Source organism: Streptacidiphilus carbonis (genome assembly GCF_000787775.1).
GTDB lineage: Bacteria > Actinomycetota > Actinomycetes > Streptomycetales > Streptomycetaceae > Streptacidiphilus > Streptacidiphilus carbonis.
Window position 1 is genome coordinate 40618 of the sequence record NZ_BBPM01000048.1, and the last position, 17838, is coordinate 58455.

At 72.0% G+C, this 17838-nt stretch carries 16 protein-coding genes; 7 read left to right on the top strand and 9 right to left on the bottom strand.

The genetic code is table 11. The features are described 5' to 3' along the window. Positions 1–55 precede the first annotated feature (55 nt). Both modA and TR46_RS28815 read right to left on the bottom strand, forming a co-directional pair. A complete protein-coding gene (gene modA / locus TR46_RS28810; RefSeq protein WP_042406877.1) occupies positions 56–889 on the bottom strand; it encodes a molybdate ABC transporter substrate-binding protein in 834 nt (277 codons plus the stop codon). A 36-nt stretch (positions 890–925) separates the two neighbouring features. Next, the gene (locus TR46_RS28815; protein WP_174505163.1) at positions 926–1342 is read right to left on the bottom strand and encodes a TOBE domain-containing protein; all 417 of its coding nucleotides are present in this window, start codon (positions 1340–1342) and stop codon (positions 926–928) included. Between the two features lie 196 nt (positions 1343–1538). Between TR46_RS28815 and TR46_RS28820 the strand changes: the two genes are divergently transcribed. The 6 genes from TR46_RS28820 to TR46_RS28845 all read left to right on the top strand — a co-directional run bounded on the left by TR46_RS28820 (position 1539) and on the right by TR46_RS28845 (position 10254). Further along, entirely contained in the window at positions 1539–2837 is a 1299-nt protein-coding gene (locus tag TR46_RS28820) for an MFS transporter (protein WP_063770690.1), read from the top strand. A gap of 471 nt (positions 2838–3308) precedes the next feature. Further along, positions 3309–3704 carry a cell division protein SepF gene (locus tag TR46_RS28825; RefSeq protein ID WP_052433170.1) on the top strand — a complete coding sequence of 132 codons (396 nt, stop codon included), beginning with the start codon at positions 3309–3311 and terminating at the stop codon, positions 3702–3704. 119 nt (positions 3705–3823) lie between these two features. Beyond that, positions 3824–7165, top strand: a complete 3342-nt coding sequence (locus TR46_RS28830) for a DEAD/DEAH box helicase (RefSeq protein WP_052433171.1) — start codon at positions 3824–3826, stop codon at positions 7163–7165. Further along, the gene (locus tag TR46_RS38345) at positions 7162–7929 is read left to right on the top strand and encodes an SWIM zinc finger family protein (RefSeq protein ID WP_052433172.1); all 768 of its coding nucleotides are present in this window, start codon (positions 7162–7164) and stop codon (positions 7927–7929) included. The genes TR46_RS28830 and TR46_RS38345 overlap by 4 nt, the downstream gene beginning before the upstream one ends. A gap of 73 nt (positions 7930–8002) precedes the next feature. Beyond that, entirely contained in the window at positions 8003–8551 is a 549-nt protein-coding gene (locus TR46_RS28840) for a TetR/AcrR family transcriptional regulator (protein WP_042406883.1), read from the top strand. Positions 8552–8628: 77 nt separating this feature from the next. Continuing rightward, on the top strand, positions 8629–10254 hold the full coding sequence (locus TR46_RS28845; RefSeq protein ID WP_042406886.1) for an MFS transporter: 1626 nt from the start codon (positions 8629–8631) through the stop codon (positions 10252–10254). Positions 10255–10317: 63 nt separating this feature from the next. Here TR46_RS28845 and TR46_RS28850 read toward each other — a convergent pair whose 3' ends face one another. From TR46_RS28850 to TR46_RS28880, 7 genes are all read right to left on the bottom strand, one after another. After that, on the bottom strand, positions 10318–11121 hold the full coding sequence (locus tag TR46_RS28850) for a PIG-L deacetylase family protein (protein WP_439654396.1): 804 nt from the start codon (positions 11119–11121) through the stop codon (positions 10318–10320). Between the two features lie 116 nt (positions 11122–11237). Continuing rightward, positions 11238–12551, bottom strand: a complete 1314-nt coding sequence (dacB, locus tag TR46_RS28855) for a D-alanyl-D-alanine carboxypeptidase/D-alanyl-D-alanine endopeptidase (protein ID WP_052433173.1) — start codon at positions 12549–12551, stop codon at positions 11238–11240. 37 nt (positions 12552–12588) lie between these two features. Next, entirely contained in the window at positions 12589–13533 is a 945-nt protein-coding gene (locus TR46_RS28860) for a Gfo/Idh/MocA family protein (RefSeq protein WP_042406891.1), read from the bottom strand. Then, positions 13517–14143, bottom strand: a complete 627-nt coding sequence (locus TR46_RS28865) for a flavin reductase family protein (protein WP_042406894.1) — start codon at positions 14141–14143, stop codon at positions 13517–13519. The genes TR46_RS28860 and TR46_RS28865 overlap by 17 nt, the downstream gene beginning before the upstream one ends. A gap of 55 nt (positions 14144–14198) precedes the next feature. Further along, entirely contained in the window at positions 14199–14969 is a 771-nt protein-coding gene (locus TR46_RS28870; protein WP_063770691.1) for a GntR family transcriptional regulator, read from the bottom strand. Then, positions 14953–15300: a muconolactone Delta-isomerase gene (locus TR46_RS28875; RefSeq protein WP_063770692.1), complete on the bottom strand. Its 348-nt coding sequence runs from the start codon at positions 15298–15300 to the stop codon at positions 14953–14955. Before TR46_RS28875 ends, TR46_RS28870 begins: the two co-directional genes overlap by 17 nt. A 55-nt stretch (positions 15301–15355) precedes the next feature. Further along, positions 15356–16060, bottom strand: a complete 705-nt coding sequence (locus TR46_RS28880; RefSeq protein ID WP_042406899.1) for an alpha/beta fold hydrolase — start codon at positions 16058–16060, stop codon at positions 15356–15358. A 316-nt stretch (positions 16061–16376) separates the two neighbouring features. Here TR46_RS28880 and TR46_RS28885 point away from each other — a divergent pair, with 316 nt between their 5' ends. Further along, complete coding sequence (locus TR46_RS28885) at positions 16377–17513, top strand: DODA-type extradiol aromatic ring-opening family dioxygenase (protein WP_042406901.1); 1137 nt, start codon at positions 16377–16379, stop codon at positions 17511–17513. Positions 17514–17838 lie beyond the last annotated feature (325 nt).

Here is a 17838-nt window from a genome sequence, read left to right on the forward strand (position 1 = left end):
GGGGGGGGGGCCGGCGCGGAGCCGATCACGTCCGAGCTGACGGGGTCCGGGTCGGTCACGGCGCCTGGAAGCCCGCTGCGGCGAGTTCCTGCTGCGCCGGCGCGGAGAGCACGAAGGCGGTGAAGGCCTGGGCCGCGGCGCTGTTGCCCGCGTGGGCGAGCGGGGCGATCGGATAGCTGGTCACGGCCTGCTGGGCGGCCGCGAAGTCGACGCCGGCGACCTTGCCCTTCGCGCCCTGGACATCGGTGCGGTAGACCAGCGCGGCGTCGACCTCCTTGAGCTCGACCTTGGTCAGCGCGCTGGTGACGTCCTGCTCGTAGGTGACCGGCTTGACGTCGACCTTGGCGGCGCCCAGCGCCTTGACCGCGGCGGCGCCGCAGGGCACGGTCTTCGCGCACAGGGCGACCTTGACCGAGGACGAGGAGAGCTGCTGCAGCGTGGTGATCCCCTTGGGGTTTCCGGGGATGACGGCGATCTCCAGGGAGTTCTTGGCGAAGTCCACGGGGGCAGCCGCGTTGTCACCGGCCTTGGTCACGGTCGCCATGGTGGCGGTGCTGGCCGAGGCGAAGACGTCGGCGGGGGCGCCGGAGACGATGCTCGCCGCGAGGGTGTCGCTGCCGCCGAAGTTGAAGGTCACCGTGGTGCCGGGGTGCGCCGCTTCGAACTCCTTGCCGAACTTGGTGAAGGTGTTCTTGAGCGAGGCGGCCGCAAACACCGTGACCTTGCCGGTGACCGCGGCCGAGGCGCTCGCGGAGCCGGCGCCCGCCGTGGAGGCCGCTGACGAGGAGGCCGCTGTGGTCTTGCTCGACGAGGAGCAGGCAGGCAGTGCGAGCAGCGCGGCGGCGGCTGTGACACCGAGAACGGCGGTGCGCGAACGGGTGAAGGCCATGGTGGGAGTACCCCCTGGGTGAAATCCGGAGTCCGGTCAGGAACGTTCGACGACCACGTTGGTCGACTTGATCACAGCGACGGCGGGGACGCCGGGCGCCAGCCCCAACTCCTCCGCCGACTCACGGCTGATGAGCGAGACCACCCGGAAGGGCCCTGCTTGGATCTCCACCTGCGCGGCCACGTCCCCGAGCACGACGTCGGTGACGATGCCGCGGAAGCGGTTGCGCGCGGACGAGGGGAGCCCTTCCGCTGCCGCGGTCTCGGAACGCGCCAGTTCCCTGGCGAAGGCCGCGAGCTCGGCGCCCGGGACGATGCGGTGGCCGTGCTCGTCGCGTTCGGCGACGAGCCGGCCGGCGTCGACCCAGCGGCGCATGGTGTCCGAGCTGACACCCAGCAGGGCCGCGGCCTCCCCGATCCGGTAGCTGTTCACATGGCGATCATCATGGCGCATCTGCTATCCCCTCGTCACTCGTAGCATTGCACAGGCCAGCTCGGAGCGGTGAACCACCTGGCATGTGCGAGCCACCAGGCAGTTCGATCCGTACGGTGCCGCCGGACGGCCGGCTCCGTCCCATGATCACCGACGGGTGACGCAGCCGGGATCTCGACGCTAGGTTGATCCTCTCCTTAACCCTGCGGGGGATTCGGTGAAGGACCAGCAGGCCGCCCGCAGGGCCCGGGGCTCGGTCGCGGTGGTCTTCGCCGTGCACGGGGCGGTGGCCGGCAGTTTCGCCACCCGGATCCCCTGGATCAAGGACGGCCTTCACCTCGGCGCCGGCGCGCTGGGGCTGGCCCTGGTCGCCCCGGCGCTCGGCTCCTCGCTGGCCATGCCGCTCGCCGGTCGACTGGTGCACGCCCGGGGCCACCGGGCCGCGGTGCGCCTGCTGATCACGCTGTGGTGCGCCGCGCTGGCACTGCCCGCCCTCTCCCCCGACCTGCCGGTGCTGGCGCCGGCCCTGCTGGTGTTCGGAGCCGCGGCCGGGACCGCCGATGTGGCGATGAACGCCCAGGGCGTCGAGGTCGAGCAGCGGATGGGCCGGTCCATCATGTCGGGCCTGCACGGGATGTGGAGCGTCGGCGGCCTGGTCGGGTCGGCTGCGGGCGCGGTCGCGGCCGGACAGGGCTGGGACGCCCGGATCCACCTGGCGGTGACGGCGCTGCTGCTCACCGGCGTCGGACTGCCGGCCTGCCGGGGACTGCTGGACGTACGCCCCGAGCCGGAGGCGGAGGCACCGCCGAGGTTCGCACTGCCGCCGCGCTCGGCGCTTGCCATCGGCCTGGTCGGCTTCTGCGCGGTGTTCGCCGAGGGGGCCAGCGGCGACTGGAGCGGGGTCTATCTGCACGTCACCGCCGGGGCCTCGGCCGGGGTCGCGGCCGCCGGCTACACCACCTTCGCGTGCACCATGGCCGTCAGCCAACTGGCCGGCGACGCCGCGGTGCGGCGGCTCGGGGCGGTCCGCACGGTACGGATCGGCGGCGGCGTCGCGGTGGCCGGCGGAGCCCTGGTGGCGGTCTCCCGGTCACCACTGCCCGCCATCGCCGGCTTCGCCGTGCTGGGGATCGGCATCGCGGTGGTGGTGCCGCTCTGCTTCGCGGCGGCCGGACACAGCGGCGCCAACCCCAGCCGCGCCATCGCCGGGGTGGCCACGGTCACCTACACCTCGGGCCTGGTCGCACCGGCCACCATCGGCACCATCGCCCAGGCGACCTCGCTGCCGGTCTCCTTCGGCGTGGTCACCGTGCTCGCGGTGGGCCTGATCATCGGCGCCGGGGTACTCGCACCCGCCGTACCAGCCGTACCCGCCGTTCGCTCGGCCGACGCTGCGGAAGGCCCGGCGGGCGCCGGGGTGGTCGGGGCAGTCGGGGTCGTCGGGACAGCGGGCCCTGACTCCGGTTCGGATTCCACGAATCGTCAGAACCGGCCAGAGATATCGGAAATCCAGTAGCAGCGCAATCACCGCAGCCACGATGATGGGGCGCGCGGCACGGCGCGGGGGCGCTCAGCGGTTCCACGGGCGCGGGGCGACAACGGCGAAGACTGCGACAAAGACGTTGGCTCGGACGGTGTTTTGCCGAAGGCGATTCGGGAATGCTGCCCGCGTCTGACGTGGCACAACCGGACCGTCGGGGAAGTCAGCAGTTTCAGTGAACGGGTTTTAGTACACCCGTTCGAATGGAACCAACGGATTCGACCGTGCGTCCGAACACAACGTCAGATCAGTTGATACAAACGGCGCGCCGAAGCATCCGTACGGGTGCTATGTCGGTGATCAATGCGATACTCGGACAGCACAGTGGGACTGTCCGGAAACACTGGGACTGTCCGGAAACAGCGGAGCACAGCAACAACACAGCACGAACTGCACAGCACAGCACGGCAATAACACGGGGCAGCAGTACGGATGGGGAGGTACGGCATGGGAGCAGCACTGCGTGACGACTACCGCGGGTGGCTGGCGCCCTCCGGGAACTATCCGGTGGCGGTGCCCGACTACGAAGAGCCCTGGGACTCTCCCGAACTGGTCCCGGCGCCGCACGCGCCGCAGATCACCTCGGTGCGCCCGACCGGTTTCGAGTCGGCACGGACCATCGGCGAGCACGTCCGGGTCGGCACACCGGTGATCATGGACCTCACCGAGATGACGGACGGCGACGCCAAGCGCCTGGTGGACTTCGCCTCCGGTCTGATCTTCGGTACCCGCGGCAGCATCGAGCGGATCGCCCGTCGGGTGTTCCTGCTCGCGCCGCCGGAGGTCGAGGTCATGGTGATCGACGGCTCCGACGACCGTTCGGGCTTCTACAACCAGAGCTGACCGCGCCGGGCCGGCCACGGCCGGCCGTCGACTGTCAGTGCTGCTCCGTAGGCTGGTGGCCCAGGGTATCCGCCCTGGGCCACCAGCCTTTTCCATGGGTGCCACGGCACGGAGCAGAGGTGATCGCCGACATGTGGGTGCTGCACGGACTCTGGCGCGCCGACCGCCAGCTCGCCCTGTGGGCCGAGGACGGAACCGCGCGCGACGGTTCCTACGGCGTCGACCCCGCCTCCGTCCGGCGGCTGCTGGCCGCGGTCGGCCCCGGACTGGAGTGGCTGGTCGAACAGGCCGGCACCGGCAGGTCCACGCTGCTGCTGCCCACCCGGGACGGCGCTCCGCTGCCCTCCCCCGAACTGGTCGGGCCACTGCGCGGCGGATCCGCCGCCGTGGTCCGGCTCGCCCCCTGGCGGGTCCCCTCGCTCGTGTTCACCCCGTCCCAGGCGGCCCAACTGCTCGGCGAACTGCACGACCCGGGCAACGCGGTACTGCAGCCGGACCTGCCGGGCACCGGTCCGGTCGAGGCCCCCTACGGAGCCTCGCTGCGCTGGCTGACCCGGGTGCACGACCTGGCCTGGCGCCTGGTCGGCCGGGGCCGGGTGCTGCCGGCCGTGGTCGAACGGGAGCCGGCGGCCGGGTCGGCCGCCGAACCGGGTCCGTGGGCGCGCTGGGTGCCCGCCGCCGACGCGGCCGCCCGCCGCGAGGCCGCGGCACTGGCCGCCGACTGCCCGCCGGTGTGCCGGGCCGAGGCGCCGACGAAGGGCGCCGGATCTGCCGGGCCTCCTGGATCTGCCGGGCCGGCCGAGCCGACGACCGGCACCGCGCTGGTGTCGGACCTGCTCTCGGTCCTGGTCGACTGCGAGGTGAGAGCCGTGCTGTCGGAACGGTCGGGCCTGCTGCCGCAGAGCCGCGGCCGCAGCCGCCCCGCGGCGACCGCCGCCGAGCACTGGCTGGCCGCGCTGACCTCCCCCGACGGCCGCATCCTGGACGCCGACCCACGCGAACTGGCGCTGCTGGACACCCGGGTGACGGCCTGGCACCGCTCGGCCACCACCGAGCGCGGGCCGCTGCGCCTGGGCTTCCGGCTCGCCGAACCCTTCGAGGACGACTGGGATCCGACCCCGGCAACCGCCGAACCCGCCGAGGAGACGGTGCACGGCGACAAGGCGGCCGATCCCGCCGACGACCGCTGGCTGCTGGAGCTCACCCTCCAGTCCCGTGACGATCCCTCGGTCCGGGTCGACGCCGCCCAGCTGTGGGAGGGCGGCGCGGCCGCCGCCCCGCTGCTGCGCCTGGTCGACCGGGCCGAGGAGGCCTTCGTCGCCGAACTGGAGCGCGCGGTGCGGTGCTGCCCGGAACTGGAGCCGCTGCTGGAGCAGCGCCGACCCGCCCGGCTCGGTCTGGACCGGCCCGGCGCCCTCGCCTTCCTGCGCGACACCGCCCCGGCGCTGTCCGCCGCCGGCTTCGGGGTGCTGCTGCCGACCTGGTGGGCCAGGCCGCCGTCGCTCGGGCTGGCACTGACCGGCGGCGCGGTCCAGGAGGGCGTCGTCGAGCGGGAGAGCCTGGTCGGCCGGGAGGACCTGGTCGGGTTCCGCTGGAGCGCGGCCCTGGGCGGTGAGCCGATCAGCGACGAGGAGCTGAAGGAGCTGGCCGCCGCCAAGCAGACGCTGGTGCGGATCAGGGGCCGCTGGTTCGAGGCCGACCCGGCCAGGATCGCCGCGGCGGCCGCCTTCCTGGCGCACCGGGCCGAGGGGCTGATGACCCCCGGCGAACTGCTGCGGATCGCCCTGGACGGCAAGGAGCCGGGGACCGGGCTGCCGGTGCTGTTCACCGACGCCGAAGGCCGGCTCGGCGAACTGCTCCGCCAGGTGCGCCCGGCCCTGGACGCGGCCATCGACGCCGAGCAGGACGCGTCGGGAACAGCGGGTACGGCGGCCCCCGCGGGCCCCGCCCCCGAGCCGGTGCGACTGCCGCCGGACTTCGGCGCGGTGCTGCGCCCGTACCAGGAGCGGGGCCTGGCCTGGCTGGATTTCCTCTCCCGGCTCGGCCTGGGCGGGGTGCTCGCAGACGACATGGGGCTGGGCAAGACCGTCCAGACGCTGGCGCTGCTGGCGGTGGAACGGGCCCGGGCGACGGCCACCGGCCAGGTCCTCGGCCCGACGCTGGTGGTCTGCCCGATGTCCCTGGTCGGCAACTGGACCCGGGAGTGCGCGCGCTTCGCCCCGTCCCTGCGGGTCCACGTCCACCACGGCTCGGGGCGCTCGGACGGCGCCGAACTGGGCCGCGCCGCGGCCGGGGCGGATGTGGTGATCACCACTTACGGACTGGTGCAGCGGGACTTCGCCGCGCTGCGGGCGATCGCCTGGCACCGGGTGGTGGCCGACGAGGCGCACCACATCAAGAACGGCGCCACCCAGCAGTCGCGGGCCATCCGCGAACTCCCGGCCGTCCAGCGGCTCGCCCTGACCGGGACCCCGGTGCAGAACCGGCTCTCCGAGCTGCACTCGGTGCTGGACTTCGCCAACCCCGGGCTGTTCGGGTCGGCCGAGGGCTTCAAGGAGCGCTACTCGGTGCCGATCGAACGCAATGCCAGCCGGCGGGCCACCACCGACCTGCTGCGCCGGACCCGCCCGTTCGTGCTGCGCCGCACCAAGACCGACCCGCTGGTGGCAGCGGACCTGCCGGGGAAGCAGGAGATGACGGTGCTGTGCAATCTGACGGCCGAACAGGCGGCCCTCTACCAGGCGGTGGTCACCGACCTGCTGGAGCGGATGGAACGCGCCAGACGCGACCCCGGGCACACCGTCCAGCGGCGCGGCCTGGTGCTGGCGGCGCTCACCCGGCTCAAACAGATCTGCAACCACCCGGCGCACTACTCGGGCGAGCGCGGACCGCTGGGCCGTCCCGGGCTGTCCGGCCGCTCCGGAAAACTGGCCCGGTTGGAGGACACCCTGGAGGAGGCGCTGGCCGAGGGCGACCGCACCCTCTGCTTCACCCAGTACAGCGAGTTCGGCGCGCTGCTGCAGCCGTACCTGGCGGACCGCCTCGACAGCGAAGTGCTGTTCTTGCACGGAGGTATGACCAAACGTCAGCGCGACGCCGCAGTGGACCGCTTCCAGGACCCGGACGGCCCTTCGGTGTTCCTGCTGTCGCTGAAGGCCGGCGGCGTCGGGCTGAACCTGACCGCGGCCAACCAGGTGGTCCACCTGGACCGCTGGTGGAATCCGGCGGTCGAGGACCAGGCCACCGACCGGGCGTTCCGGCTGGGCCAGCAGCGCGACGTGCAGGTGCGCCGCTTCGTCTGCGTCGGGACCGTCGAGGAGCGGGTGGACACGATGATCGAGGAGAAGCGGGCACTGGCCGACGCGGTGGTCGGGAACGGCGAGAGCTGGCTCGGCGACCTGTCGACGGACGCCCTGCGCGACGTGCTCTCCCTGACGGAGGACGCGGTGAGCGAGACATGAGCGGCGACGGCGCGGTAGCGGCGACCCCCGGCCCGGGCGCCTGGTCGCGACGGTTCCTCGCCCGCCTGGAGGCGCTGGGGGTGTTCCGGATGGAACAGCTCGCCCCACCGGTCCCCCAGGTGTCCGGACTGACCGTGACGGCCGGCTCGGTCGGCGCCCGGGTCTCCGCCGACAACGGGCGCGGCTACGACGTCTGGATCGAGCTGCCGGTGTTCGACGCCCGGCAGTGGGCCAGGGCCGAGCAGGCGCTCACCGACGACGACCAGGTCAGGGAGGCGCTGCTGGACGGAGAGTTCCCGGCGGGCTTCGAGGCGGCACTGACCAGGGCCGGCCTGTCGCTGCTCCCGGCGCGCGCCGAGGACCTCGTCCTGGAGTGCTCCTGTCCGCAGTGGTCCGCCTGCCGCCACCTCGCGGCGGTGCTGGGCGCCCTGGCGGCGGCGTTCGACACCGATCCGTTCCTGCTGCCCGCCTGGCGCGGACGCGGCGGCAGGCGGCTCCTTCGCCATGTCGCCCAGCGCCGGGCTTCGGCCGCCGACCCACAGTCGCCGACCGTCCCACCCGCCCCCGAGCGGCCGCTGGACCAGCGGCTGGACGACTTCTGGTGCGAGGGCGAACAGCACCGCGCTCTCCTTCACGCCTCCGACGACCTGGCAGCCGCGAGCGCTGGCGCGGCCCCCGAACAGCTCGCCCCCTCCGGGATCATGCTCCGCGGCAAGCCCCTGGAGACGCTGCTGCTCCCCGCGTACGAGGCCTTCATGGACTGAGCAGGGGCGCGCGGCAGGAGACATACTCGTATCCCATGAGACGTCCGTGTCGCACCTGCGCTAGTCTTGTCTCATGGCAACCGACCGCGACTCCGTACTCCTGGCAGCCGTCGGCGTGCTCTCCCGGCAGCCCACGGCTGCCATGGACGAGATCGCCCGCGCCGCCGGGATCAGCCGCGCCACCCTGCACCGGCTGTTCCCCGGCCGCGACGCCCTGGTCCGCGAGGTCGCCGGGCTGGCCATGCGCCGGATGGCCGCCGCGCTGGACGCCGCCGCCATCGAGGACGGCGACCCGGTCGAGGCGGTACGCCGTCTCGCCGACGCCATCGTCCCCCGGGCCACCGAGGCCGCCTTCCTCACCGGCGAGAGCCGGCTGTTCGACGACAGCGAGCTCTGGGCCGCCTGGGAGCAGATCGACGCCCGGGTCGCCGCCCTGTTCCTGCGCGGTCAGCAGTCCGGCGCCTTCCGCGTCGAACTGCCCGCGGCCTGGCTCAGCGAGGCCTTCCTCGACCTGCTCGCCGGCGTCGGCTGGGCCGTCCAGGAGGGCCGGCTCGCACCCCGCGCCGGCACCAGCGCACTGACCGAGCTGTTCCTCGGCGGCGCGCTCAGACGGGACCAGTAGCGCCGGCCCCGCCCACGCACAGCAATAGCCACAGCACGCAGCCCACAGCACACCCAACCCCGAAGGACCGACCTGCCATGACCGCTCCCGCCTCCGTACCGCAGACCACCTCCGCCTACCGACATACATCCGGACGGGGCCGCTGGGTCGCGCTGTCCGTCCTCGTCCTCGCCGTCCTGCTGGTGGCCGTCGACGCCACCGTGCTTTTCCTGGCCATCCCGTTCATCAGCCAGAGCCTGGACCCCTCGTCCACCCAGCTGCTGTGGATCGGCGACAGCTACTCCTTCGTCCTGGCCGGACTGCTGGTCAGCATGGGCTCGCTCAGCGACCGCATCGGCCGCAAGCGGCTGCTGCTGATCGGCACCGCCGCCTTCGGCGCCGCCTCGCTGCTCGCCGCCTACGCGCCGGGAGCGGGATGGCTGATCGCCGCCCGGGCGCTGCTCGGCATCGCCGGCGCCACGATCATGCCGTCCACCCTCTCGCTGATCCGCAACCTGTTCCCCGACGACCGTGAGCGCGCCCGCGCCATCGGCATCTGGGGCGCGGCGGCGACCGCCGGTGCAGCGGTGGGACCGCTGCTGGGCGGGCTGCTGCTGGAGCACTTCTGGTGGGGCTCGGTCTTCCTGATCAACATCCCGATCGTGGTGCTGCTGCTGGTCCTCGGCTGGCGTCTGCTGCCCGAGTCCAGGAACGGCAACGCCGGGGCCTGGGACCTGCCCAGCGTGGGTCTGTCGCTGGTCGGAATCGTCGGCGTGGTCTACGCCGTCAAGGAGGCGGCCGTCGGCCAGGCCCTGCAGCCGGGCGTCATCGCGGCCGGCGTACTGGGTGTCGTCTGCCTGTACCGGTTCGTCCGTCGACAGCTGCGGCTGCCGATGCCGCTGCTGGACGTGCGGCTGTTCGCCGACCGCCGCTTCACCGCGGCGGCGCTCGGCGCGCTGATCGCCCTGATCGGCCTGGCCGGCGTGGTGTTCTTCCTGTCCCAGTACTTCCAGCTGGTGCGCGGCTACTCGCCGCTGCAGGCCGGGCTGGCCGACCTGCCCGCCTTCGCCGGCTCGGTCGTCGGCGGTCTCACCGCCGCCTACCTGGCCCGCCGGTTCGGCAACCGGGCCGCCCTCGCCGGCGGCCTGCTGGCGATGGGCCTCGGCCTCGGCGCCCTGGGCTGGGTGCACGCGGAGAGCCCGTACCTGCTGATCGCGGTGGCCTTCATGGCCACCGGGCTGGCCGAGGGCGTCGTCTACGCGCTGTCCACCACGATCGTGCTGGGCTCGGCCCCAGAGGACAAGGCCGGCGCCGCGAGCGCGGTCTCGGAGACGGCCTACGAGCTGGGCACCGCCCTGGGCATCGCGCTGGTCGGTTCGGTGCTGGCGGCCGTCTACCGCTCGGGCCTGGTGCTGCCCGCCGGGGTGAACGGCCCGGCCGCGGCCGAGGCGGAGAACTCCATCGGCGGCGCGGTGCACATCGCCGCCACCCTGCCGTCCGCCACCGGCGAGGCACTGCTGGACAGCGCGCGGGGAGCCTTCGTCCACGGGATGAACCTGTCGGCGGTGCTGGCGGGCCTGCTGCTGATCGGCGCCGCCGGCCTGGTCTGGGCACTGCTGCGGGGCGCGCGTTCGACGGGGGCGAAGCCGGCCGACGACAGCGGCGAGGCAGACGCCGGGACGGCCGCGGACAGGTCGTCGTCCGAACTGCGCGAGGCCGCCTGACAGACCGTCCGGTGCGGCTGGGCCGACGGGTCTGCACAGCCCGGCCGCCCCAGCCGTACCGGCTCACCTCACCGGATCGGCGAGCAGCGGTCGAGGTCCCCGGGACCCCGCCGTCCCGGCTCGCACCGCCCCGGGGCCGGGCCGGTGCAGAAACCATTCTGTGCCCAGACAGAGCTCCCGCAGCTGCGGTTCCTCGAAGGCGGCGATCCGCGCACCCCGCGCGAACTCGGAGACATGCGCCCGCACCGCCTCCCACTTGACGTCCAGCCAGGGGCGGACGTCGACGGCGGCGGCGATCCGGGAGTCGGGCGTGGACGGCAGCGGCGACTCCAGTCCGAGCCCGGTGAGGGTGCGCATCAGCGACTCCGGCACGGTGGCCAGCCACAGCGACTCCACCTCCCAGGCTGCCCCGGCCTGGGGCCACTGGTACGGGCAGGCCGCGGCCTCCACCGCGACCAGCACCGCCCGGTGCACCCGGACGTGGTCGGGGTGCCCGAACATCCCGTTGGCGTCGTAGGTCGCCACGGCCGAGGGGCGGAAGGAGCGGATCCTGGCGACCAGGTCGGCCACCAGATCGTCGAAGGGCGCCTCGCACAGGCTCCCCGGCCCCCGTCCGAGGTGCCCGGAATCCCGATACGCCAGCATTCCCGACTCGGCGATCCCGAGCGTCGCGAGCGCCTGCGCCAGTTCCTTGGCCCTGGTGCCGGGCCCGGCGAGCGACGTCCCGTCAGCGAGCTCGCCGTCGGTGCAGGTCACCACCGCAGTGCGGCGCCCCTCGGCGACATGCTGTGCCAGCACCCCTCCGGTCCACAGGGACTCGTCGTCCGGATGCGCGTGAACAGTCATCAGGCCGCGCTGTCGGTCCACCGGCATCCCTCCTCGCGCCGCCCGCCGCGATCCGGGTCCGCGGCGGAACGCCCAGCGTAACCAACAGCGGCGACATCACCGAGGAGGCTCCGAGCGCGTGGCTCGCCGTCGCCTGGTCACCAGCAGCCGGCGACGGTCGCCGCCAGCCCGTCCAGGCCCTTCCGCGCCTGCTTCTTGCCGACCGGGCCGTTCTCCACGAAGGCGAAGGCCTTCCAGCGCCCGTCACTCCCCCGGGCCACCCCCGCCAGTGCGGTGCTGTCGTGCAGGGTCCCGGTCTTGGCGTGCACCAGGCCGGCGGCGCAGCTGCTCGGCGCGGTGTCGAACCGGTGCAGCCGGGCCGCGAGGGTGCCGTCCCGCCCGGCGATCGGCAGGCCCTGCAGCAGCGGCCAGAGCATCCGGTGCCGGGCCGGGTCCGGGTCGACGGCGAGGGCGGCCAGACCGCTCAGGGCAGCCGCCGTCATCCGGTCCTGACGCGACAGCCCGCTCCCGTCGAACAGCGCGACGCCGCCCATCGGCACCCGGTAGCCGTCCAGCACCTGACGGACCGTGGCGGTGCCGCCCTGCCAGGTCGCCGGGAGGCCCTTCGCGAGCGCGGAGAGGCGCAGCAGGCCCTCGGCGATGTTGTTGTCACTCACTTTCAGCATGTACTCGACGGTGTTCCAGAGCGGCGCGGACGCGCGGGAGGCGAGCAGCTGCACTCCTCCGCCGACGGCCGGAGCGACCGCCCTGCGCACCGGCCCCGGCGGCACGGCGAACCCGGCCGCGGCCAGCCCGTGCGCGAAGACGCCGCCCGCGGTCACGGCGGTGTCGTCGACCCGGTCGCCGCGGAGGGCGAGGGCCCGCACCGGGGCCAGCTCGTAGGGGTAGTAGCCCGGCTGCCAGCCCGGGGCCGGGCTGGGCGCGGGGAACAGCGAGTCGTCCACGCGCAGGTCGTGCAGCGCGAGCCCGCGGGACGTAAGCGCCTGCGCGGCGTCGCCGGCGAGCCGGGTGAGCCCGGCCCGGTCCAGACCCTGGTCGCCGCCGCCCACCAGGTAGACCGTGCCATCGGCGTAGACGACCCGGGTGCGCTCGGTGTTGCCGGGGCCGAGCACGGTGAGGGCGGTGACGGCGGTGGCGAGCTTCGCCGTGGACGCGGGCATCCGTCCGACCTGCGCCCCCGAGGACCACACCGTCCGCCCGGAGGCCGCGTCCAACACCTGGCCGACCCGCCCCGGCCCGAGCCCGGCCTGCGGGAACCGCTGCTGCAGCCGGTACGCGATGGTCCGGTCGGCGGAATCCGCACCGCCCGCCGCATCGGCGCGGACCGCAGCAGTGGGCGCAGCGGCGGCGGCGACCGCCAGGGCGAGGGAAGTGGCGGCGAACCGCAGCCCACCGCCGACGCCGCCGGCACCGCCACCACCGCCCCGCAGAGAACGCTTGACCATGATCATCCCAGGATGATGACAGCCCGTCAGTTCACCGCCCGCGTCAACGCGCCGTGGCGCCCCCGGCTTCCACCTGCTGGACGATCCACTCGCACAGCTCATGGGTGCGCAGCGCGTCCGCGCCGTCCAGCCGCTGCCCCTTGCGCAGGGCGCCCAGGAACACATGGCAGGCCTGTTCGATCCCGCGCTGCCGCGCCACGGGCACCCAGTCGCCCCGGCGCCGCACCGTCGGCTGGCCGCGATGGTCGACCACCTCGGCCAGATTGACGACCTGGCGCTTGGAGTTCTGGCCGGAGACCTCCAGGATCTCCTCGGTCGAGCCGCTGACCCGGTTCATGATGCCGAGCGCGGTGAACCCGTCCCCGGACAGCTCCAGCACCAGGTGCTGCAACAGCCCGTTCCGGACCCGGAACCGGACCGAGGAGTGCTCCACCTCGCCGGGGACCAGGAACCGCAGGGTGTCCACGACATGCACGAAGTCGTCGAAGACGAAGGTACGCGTCGCCTCCGGCAGCGCCTCCCGGTTCTTCTGCAGGATCACCAGGTCGCGCGGCCGCTCCAGGCACTGCGCGTACCCGGGCGCGAGCCGGCGGTTGAAGCCCACCATCAGCGAACGGCCGAGCGTGTCGGCGAGCTCCACCAGTTTGCGGGCGCCCTCGACGGTGTAGTCGAGCGGTTTGTCGACATAGACATCCACGCCCGCTTCCAGCAGCGCGGTCACCACCGGGACGTGCGCATCGGTGCTGGCGTGCACGAACGCCGCGTCCAGCCCTTCGTCCAGCAGTGACTGCAGTTCGGCGTGACGGCTGCTCAGCCGGTACTGGTCGCCGATCCGGTCCAGCCTGTCCCGGTTCCGTGTCATCAACCGCAGGTCGAGGCCGGGTTCGGCGGTGAGGACGGGCAGATAGGCCTTCTCCGCGATGTCGCCCAGCCCGACGACGCCGACCCTGAGCGGTTCGCCGCCCACCCTGTCACTGCCCGTCGTCATCGTGCTTCTTCTCCCACTCGCGGAACGGAATCCGGGCCAGCTCACGGATTCCGTCGGTAAGCCCCCACTCGTTCCTGCCGAGACGCGACAGCGGCCGCAGCCGGGTGATCTCCGGGTGCCCGTCCACCAGCACCTCGTCGCTCACCGCCGCATGCAGCACCTCGCCGAACACCACCGTGGAGTTCCCCAGGCACAGCGTGCTGTGCAGCCGGCACTCCAACGCCACCGGCGACCCCGCCACCCGCGGCGGCTTCACCCGCGCCGCGGCCTCCCGCTCGACCCCGACCGCCTCGAACTCGTCCATGCCGTGCGGAAAATTCGTCCCGGTCTCATTGACCTGCTCGAACATCCACTCGGGCGCGAAGTTCACCACGAACTCCCCGGTCGCCTCGACATTGACCAGCGTGTCCTTCCGCCCCACCGACGTGAACTGCACGATCGGCGGCGCGGTGCAGGCCACGGTGAAGAACGAGTGCGGTGCGAGGTTCGCGGAGACGCCGTCGGCCGTCACGGTGGACACCCAGGCGATCGGCCGGGGTACGACCACCGCGGTCAGCAGGCGGTAGAAGGCGTGCTGATCCATGGATTGTGGATCGAAGTCGATACGCATGTCGATCAGTATCCTCCAGCCCCCGGGGAACCCGACCGCGCACCGGAGCTGCAGATCAGCGGCAGGACCGAACAGCGAAGTCAGACGAAAAGGGCGGAACCGTCACGATCGTGCAGGCGGAACCGTCGGTGGCCGGTCCCACGCCGGGATGGGAAGGCCTCCCTGCCTGGAGTTCGTACAACGCGCCGATCACGCTCTGGAGGTGCGAGCGCATCTCCCGTTCGGCGTCGTCCGGTTTTCCGGCCACCACGGCGTGGACGATCGCCGAGTGTTCCTCGGCGCCCTGGCCGGGGCGACCCGGCAGTCGGGCCACGCTGAACTGGTAGCGCACGCTGCGGTAACGGAGTCGGTCGAGGACGTCGATCGCCGCCGCCTGCGCGGCGAGCTGCCGGATCTTCTCATGCACACTCTCGCTGAGCCGACTGTAGGCTGCCGAGTCTGCCGCTTCCACCGCGGCACGCATCCGGTCGTCCAGGCGCCGCAGATCAGCCCGCTCCTGGGCGGTGGCCCGCTGCGCGGCCTTGGCGGCGCACATCCCCTCGATGACGGCGCGCAACTCGGTGATCTCGACGGCTTCGGCCAAGGAGATCGGGCGCACCCGCGCGCCGCGGTTGGGGGTGCGGATGATCAGCCCGTCGGCGCCCAGAACCGTCAGCGCCGAGCGCACCGCACCGCGGGAGGCGCCGAACATCGCGGCCAGATCGGTCTCCACGAGATGCTGGCCCGGCAGGAGTTCGCCGTGGGCGATGGCCAGACGTACCCGGTCGACGAGGTCGACGAAGGCCGGAGCGGGAGCGGATTCGGCCTGTTCATGCGGGTTGATCATCGTACCCCTCGGTGTGGACGAGGCGCTCGGCGCGCATGGCAGCGAACTCCACTGCCTGGGCCTCCTGCGGATGGTCGGCCAGGGGCTCGACGGTCACCTCCAGCCAAGGGAACATCGGCAGCGACGACAGTGCCTCGTGCAGATGTGTCGCGTCCCGGCATTCGTAGAGAGCGACTGTGCCCGCGCTGGCAGGCGTTCGCCAGAGCTTCCTGAGTACTCCTTGGGCCCGCAGCTCCAGGGCACGTTCGCGTTCGGCCGCGCGCAGCCCATCACGCTTGGCGGCGGGTGTGTCTGCCGGGAGCCGGTTGTGCGTGCGCACGAGCCATTCCATGTCGCCGTCCTTGTCTGTCGGATTCGTGTGGCGGAACGGGCCGCCGGCTACAGCCTCAGTCCGCGAGGAGCAGCGCTGCCAACTCCTGGGGGGCCGTCACCATCGCCTCGTGCCCGGTGGCGAGCGTCCTGACGTCCCAGCCGAGCTTGCGCGCCCGTTCGGCATGCGGCGCGAACACGCCTATCCAGTCCGTGCAGTCGAGGTAGCGTGCCGGGACGGTGGCAGCGGCCCGGCCGGTACGCACCGGTTCGGTGTACGTGAGCCACGGGTGCGGGGTCAGTCGTGCGGCCAGCCAGTCGGTGTCGGCCTTCTCGGTCACCCCGAGAACGCTCAGCGAGCGCGGCGGAATCAGCCACCCGTACCCGGCGTCGCGCACCGATTCGCGGTAGTGGTGGGCGACTTCATCGGGCAGCAGGTCGATGGCGGCCTCACCGCCCTCGGGCACGAACGCGTCCAGGTGGACCCGCAGGGCGAGCCGCTCCGGCCGACGTTCGGCCACACCGGCGACGACCTGGCCGGCGTAGCTGTGCCCGACGAGACGGACGTCGGTGAGGTCGTAGCTGTCGAGCAGCCGCACCACGTCCTCAACGTGGGTACTCAGTCCCACCTGCGGCGTGAGGGTGTGTGCACGGTCGCTCACCCCGGTCAGCGTCGGGGTGTACACCTGGTGCCCCGCGGCGCGCAGCAAGGATGCGACACGTTCCCAGCACCAGCCGCCGTGCCAGGCTCCGGAGACCAACACGTACTTCACAGTCCGCATCCCTTCGTCCGCGCTCTCGGGTCGGCGCGCCGCAGCACATTGTTGCCAATATTGTTAGCCATTGTCCAGGTCAAAGTCGATCGCAGGTATCGAACAAAACGGTCGAAAAGGTGCGAAAAGGTGGGCCACCATGTCGTTGGCCTCCTTCTTGACGACAAAATCGTTAACGATTAGCGTCCCCCACCATGAGCGCGCCTCGTGCGCGCCGGGACACCCGGACCTGACACCCAGGGGCTGTGCGACCACTTCGCTGCCTCCAGGTGTGCGCTCCACGTCGAAGGGACCGGAAGAGTCCTCAATCAGAAGGAGTTGTGAGATGGCCGAGATCGTCGCCGCGGCAGCAGCCGTGCATGCCCCGCAGTTGCTCAGCCGCCCCTCGTACGAGGAGATCGACAAGCTCGACAACAGCACCGACGCTCTGCACGCGTTCGGGCGGGTGTTGGACGAGGCCCGGCCTGACGCCGTGCTCGTCATCGGCATCGACCACCTGGAGACCTTCTGGCTGGAAGCGGTCCCCGCCTTCACCCTGGTCATCTCGGAGGAGTGCGAGGCCGCCTACACGCAGTGGCGCCGGCGCAAGAAGATCCACACCTCGCTCGCCGTGGACCTGCTCAAAGGCGTCATCGCGCAGGACTTCGACCTGACCTACTCGCAGGAGGCCGAGTTGGGACACGCCTTCCTCACGCCGTTCGAGCACATCCTGGGCGACAGTGACGCCCCTGTCATCCCCCTGCTCGTCAATACCTACCTGCCGCCGATCCCCAGCCCGCGTCGCTGCTACGCGCTGGGCCAGGCCATCGCGAAGGCACTGGCGGACCGGCCCGAACGGATCGCGGTCATCGCCAGCGGCGGCATGTCCCACTTCCCCGGCACGGCCCGCTACACCGCACCCAACTACGCGTTCGACAAGTGGCTGATCCAGGAGACCGCGGCGGGCCGCTATGACGACCTGCTCGGCCTCACGCCGGTCAACCTCGACGAGGTCGGCGAGAGCGAACTGCTGACGTGGTGCGTTCTCCTCGGCATCACCGGCGGTGAGCTGCCCGGCAACCTGCTCTCGTACCAGGAGCTCTCCCATCACGGCCACGGTGTGATCCAGTTCCTTCCCGGCCTCGACCCGGCCGGCGAGCACGCCGAGCAGCCGGAGCAGGAGCGGCTGGCGCGCTACGGGGGACACACCTTCGTCCAGGACGACTATGTCTACTACCGCTTCCCCGAACCGCGAAGCCTGCCGCTCAACCGCTTCCTGCGGCAGATCATCACCCAGACGGACTTCCGTACCAAGTTCGTGGACAACCGCGCCGGCGCCATCGCCGCCAGCGGTCTCGACACCGACGAGCGCGAGGCCCTGGCTGCTGACGGGTTCGACCGCCTGGTCGAACTCGGCGCACACCCGCTACTGGCCCTCTCTGCCTGGCAGGTCGTCAAGAACCAGATCACAACAGCGAGTTGATACCCCATCGGGACGGCAACGCCACTGCTTCGCCGCAGACACGGCTCCGGTCCGGTGATGTTCATCGCTCCAATCGCCTTGGCACAAGCTCTTGACGCCGCCTCCTTACTGAGGTCAGATGTTCGCATAGAGGATTACGTACGCTATACGTACAACCGGAGTTCCAAGCGGACAGCAAGGAGCGGCCGGATGCGCTTCTGGATCACGCAGGTGCCGCATGAAGGCGACCGACCGACGCCGCCGGCGGTCAGCAGCTAGCTCGTACTGTCGCTCAACTGGAAGGAAGGGATGGGAGATGTCTGGTGTGCGTTCGGTGGTTGTGAGG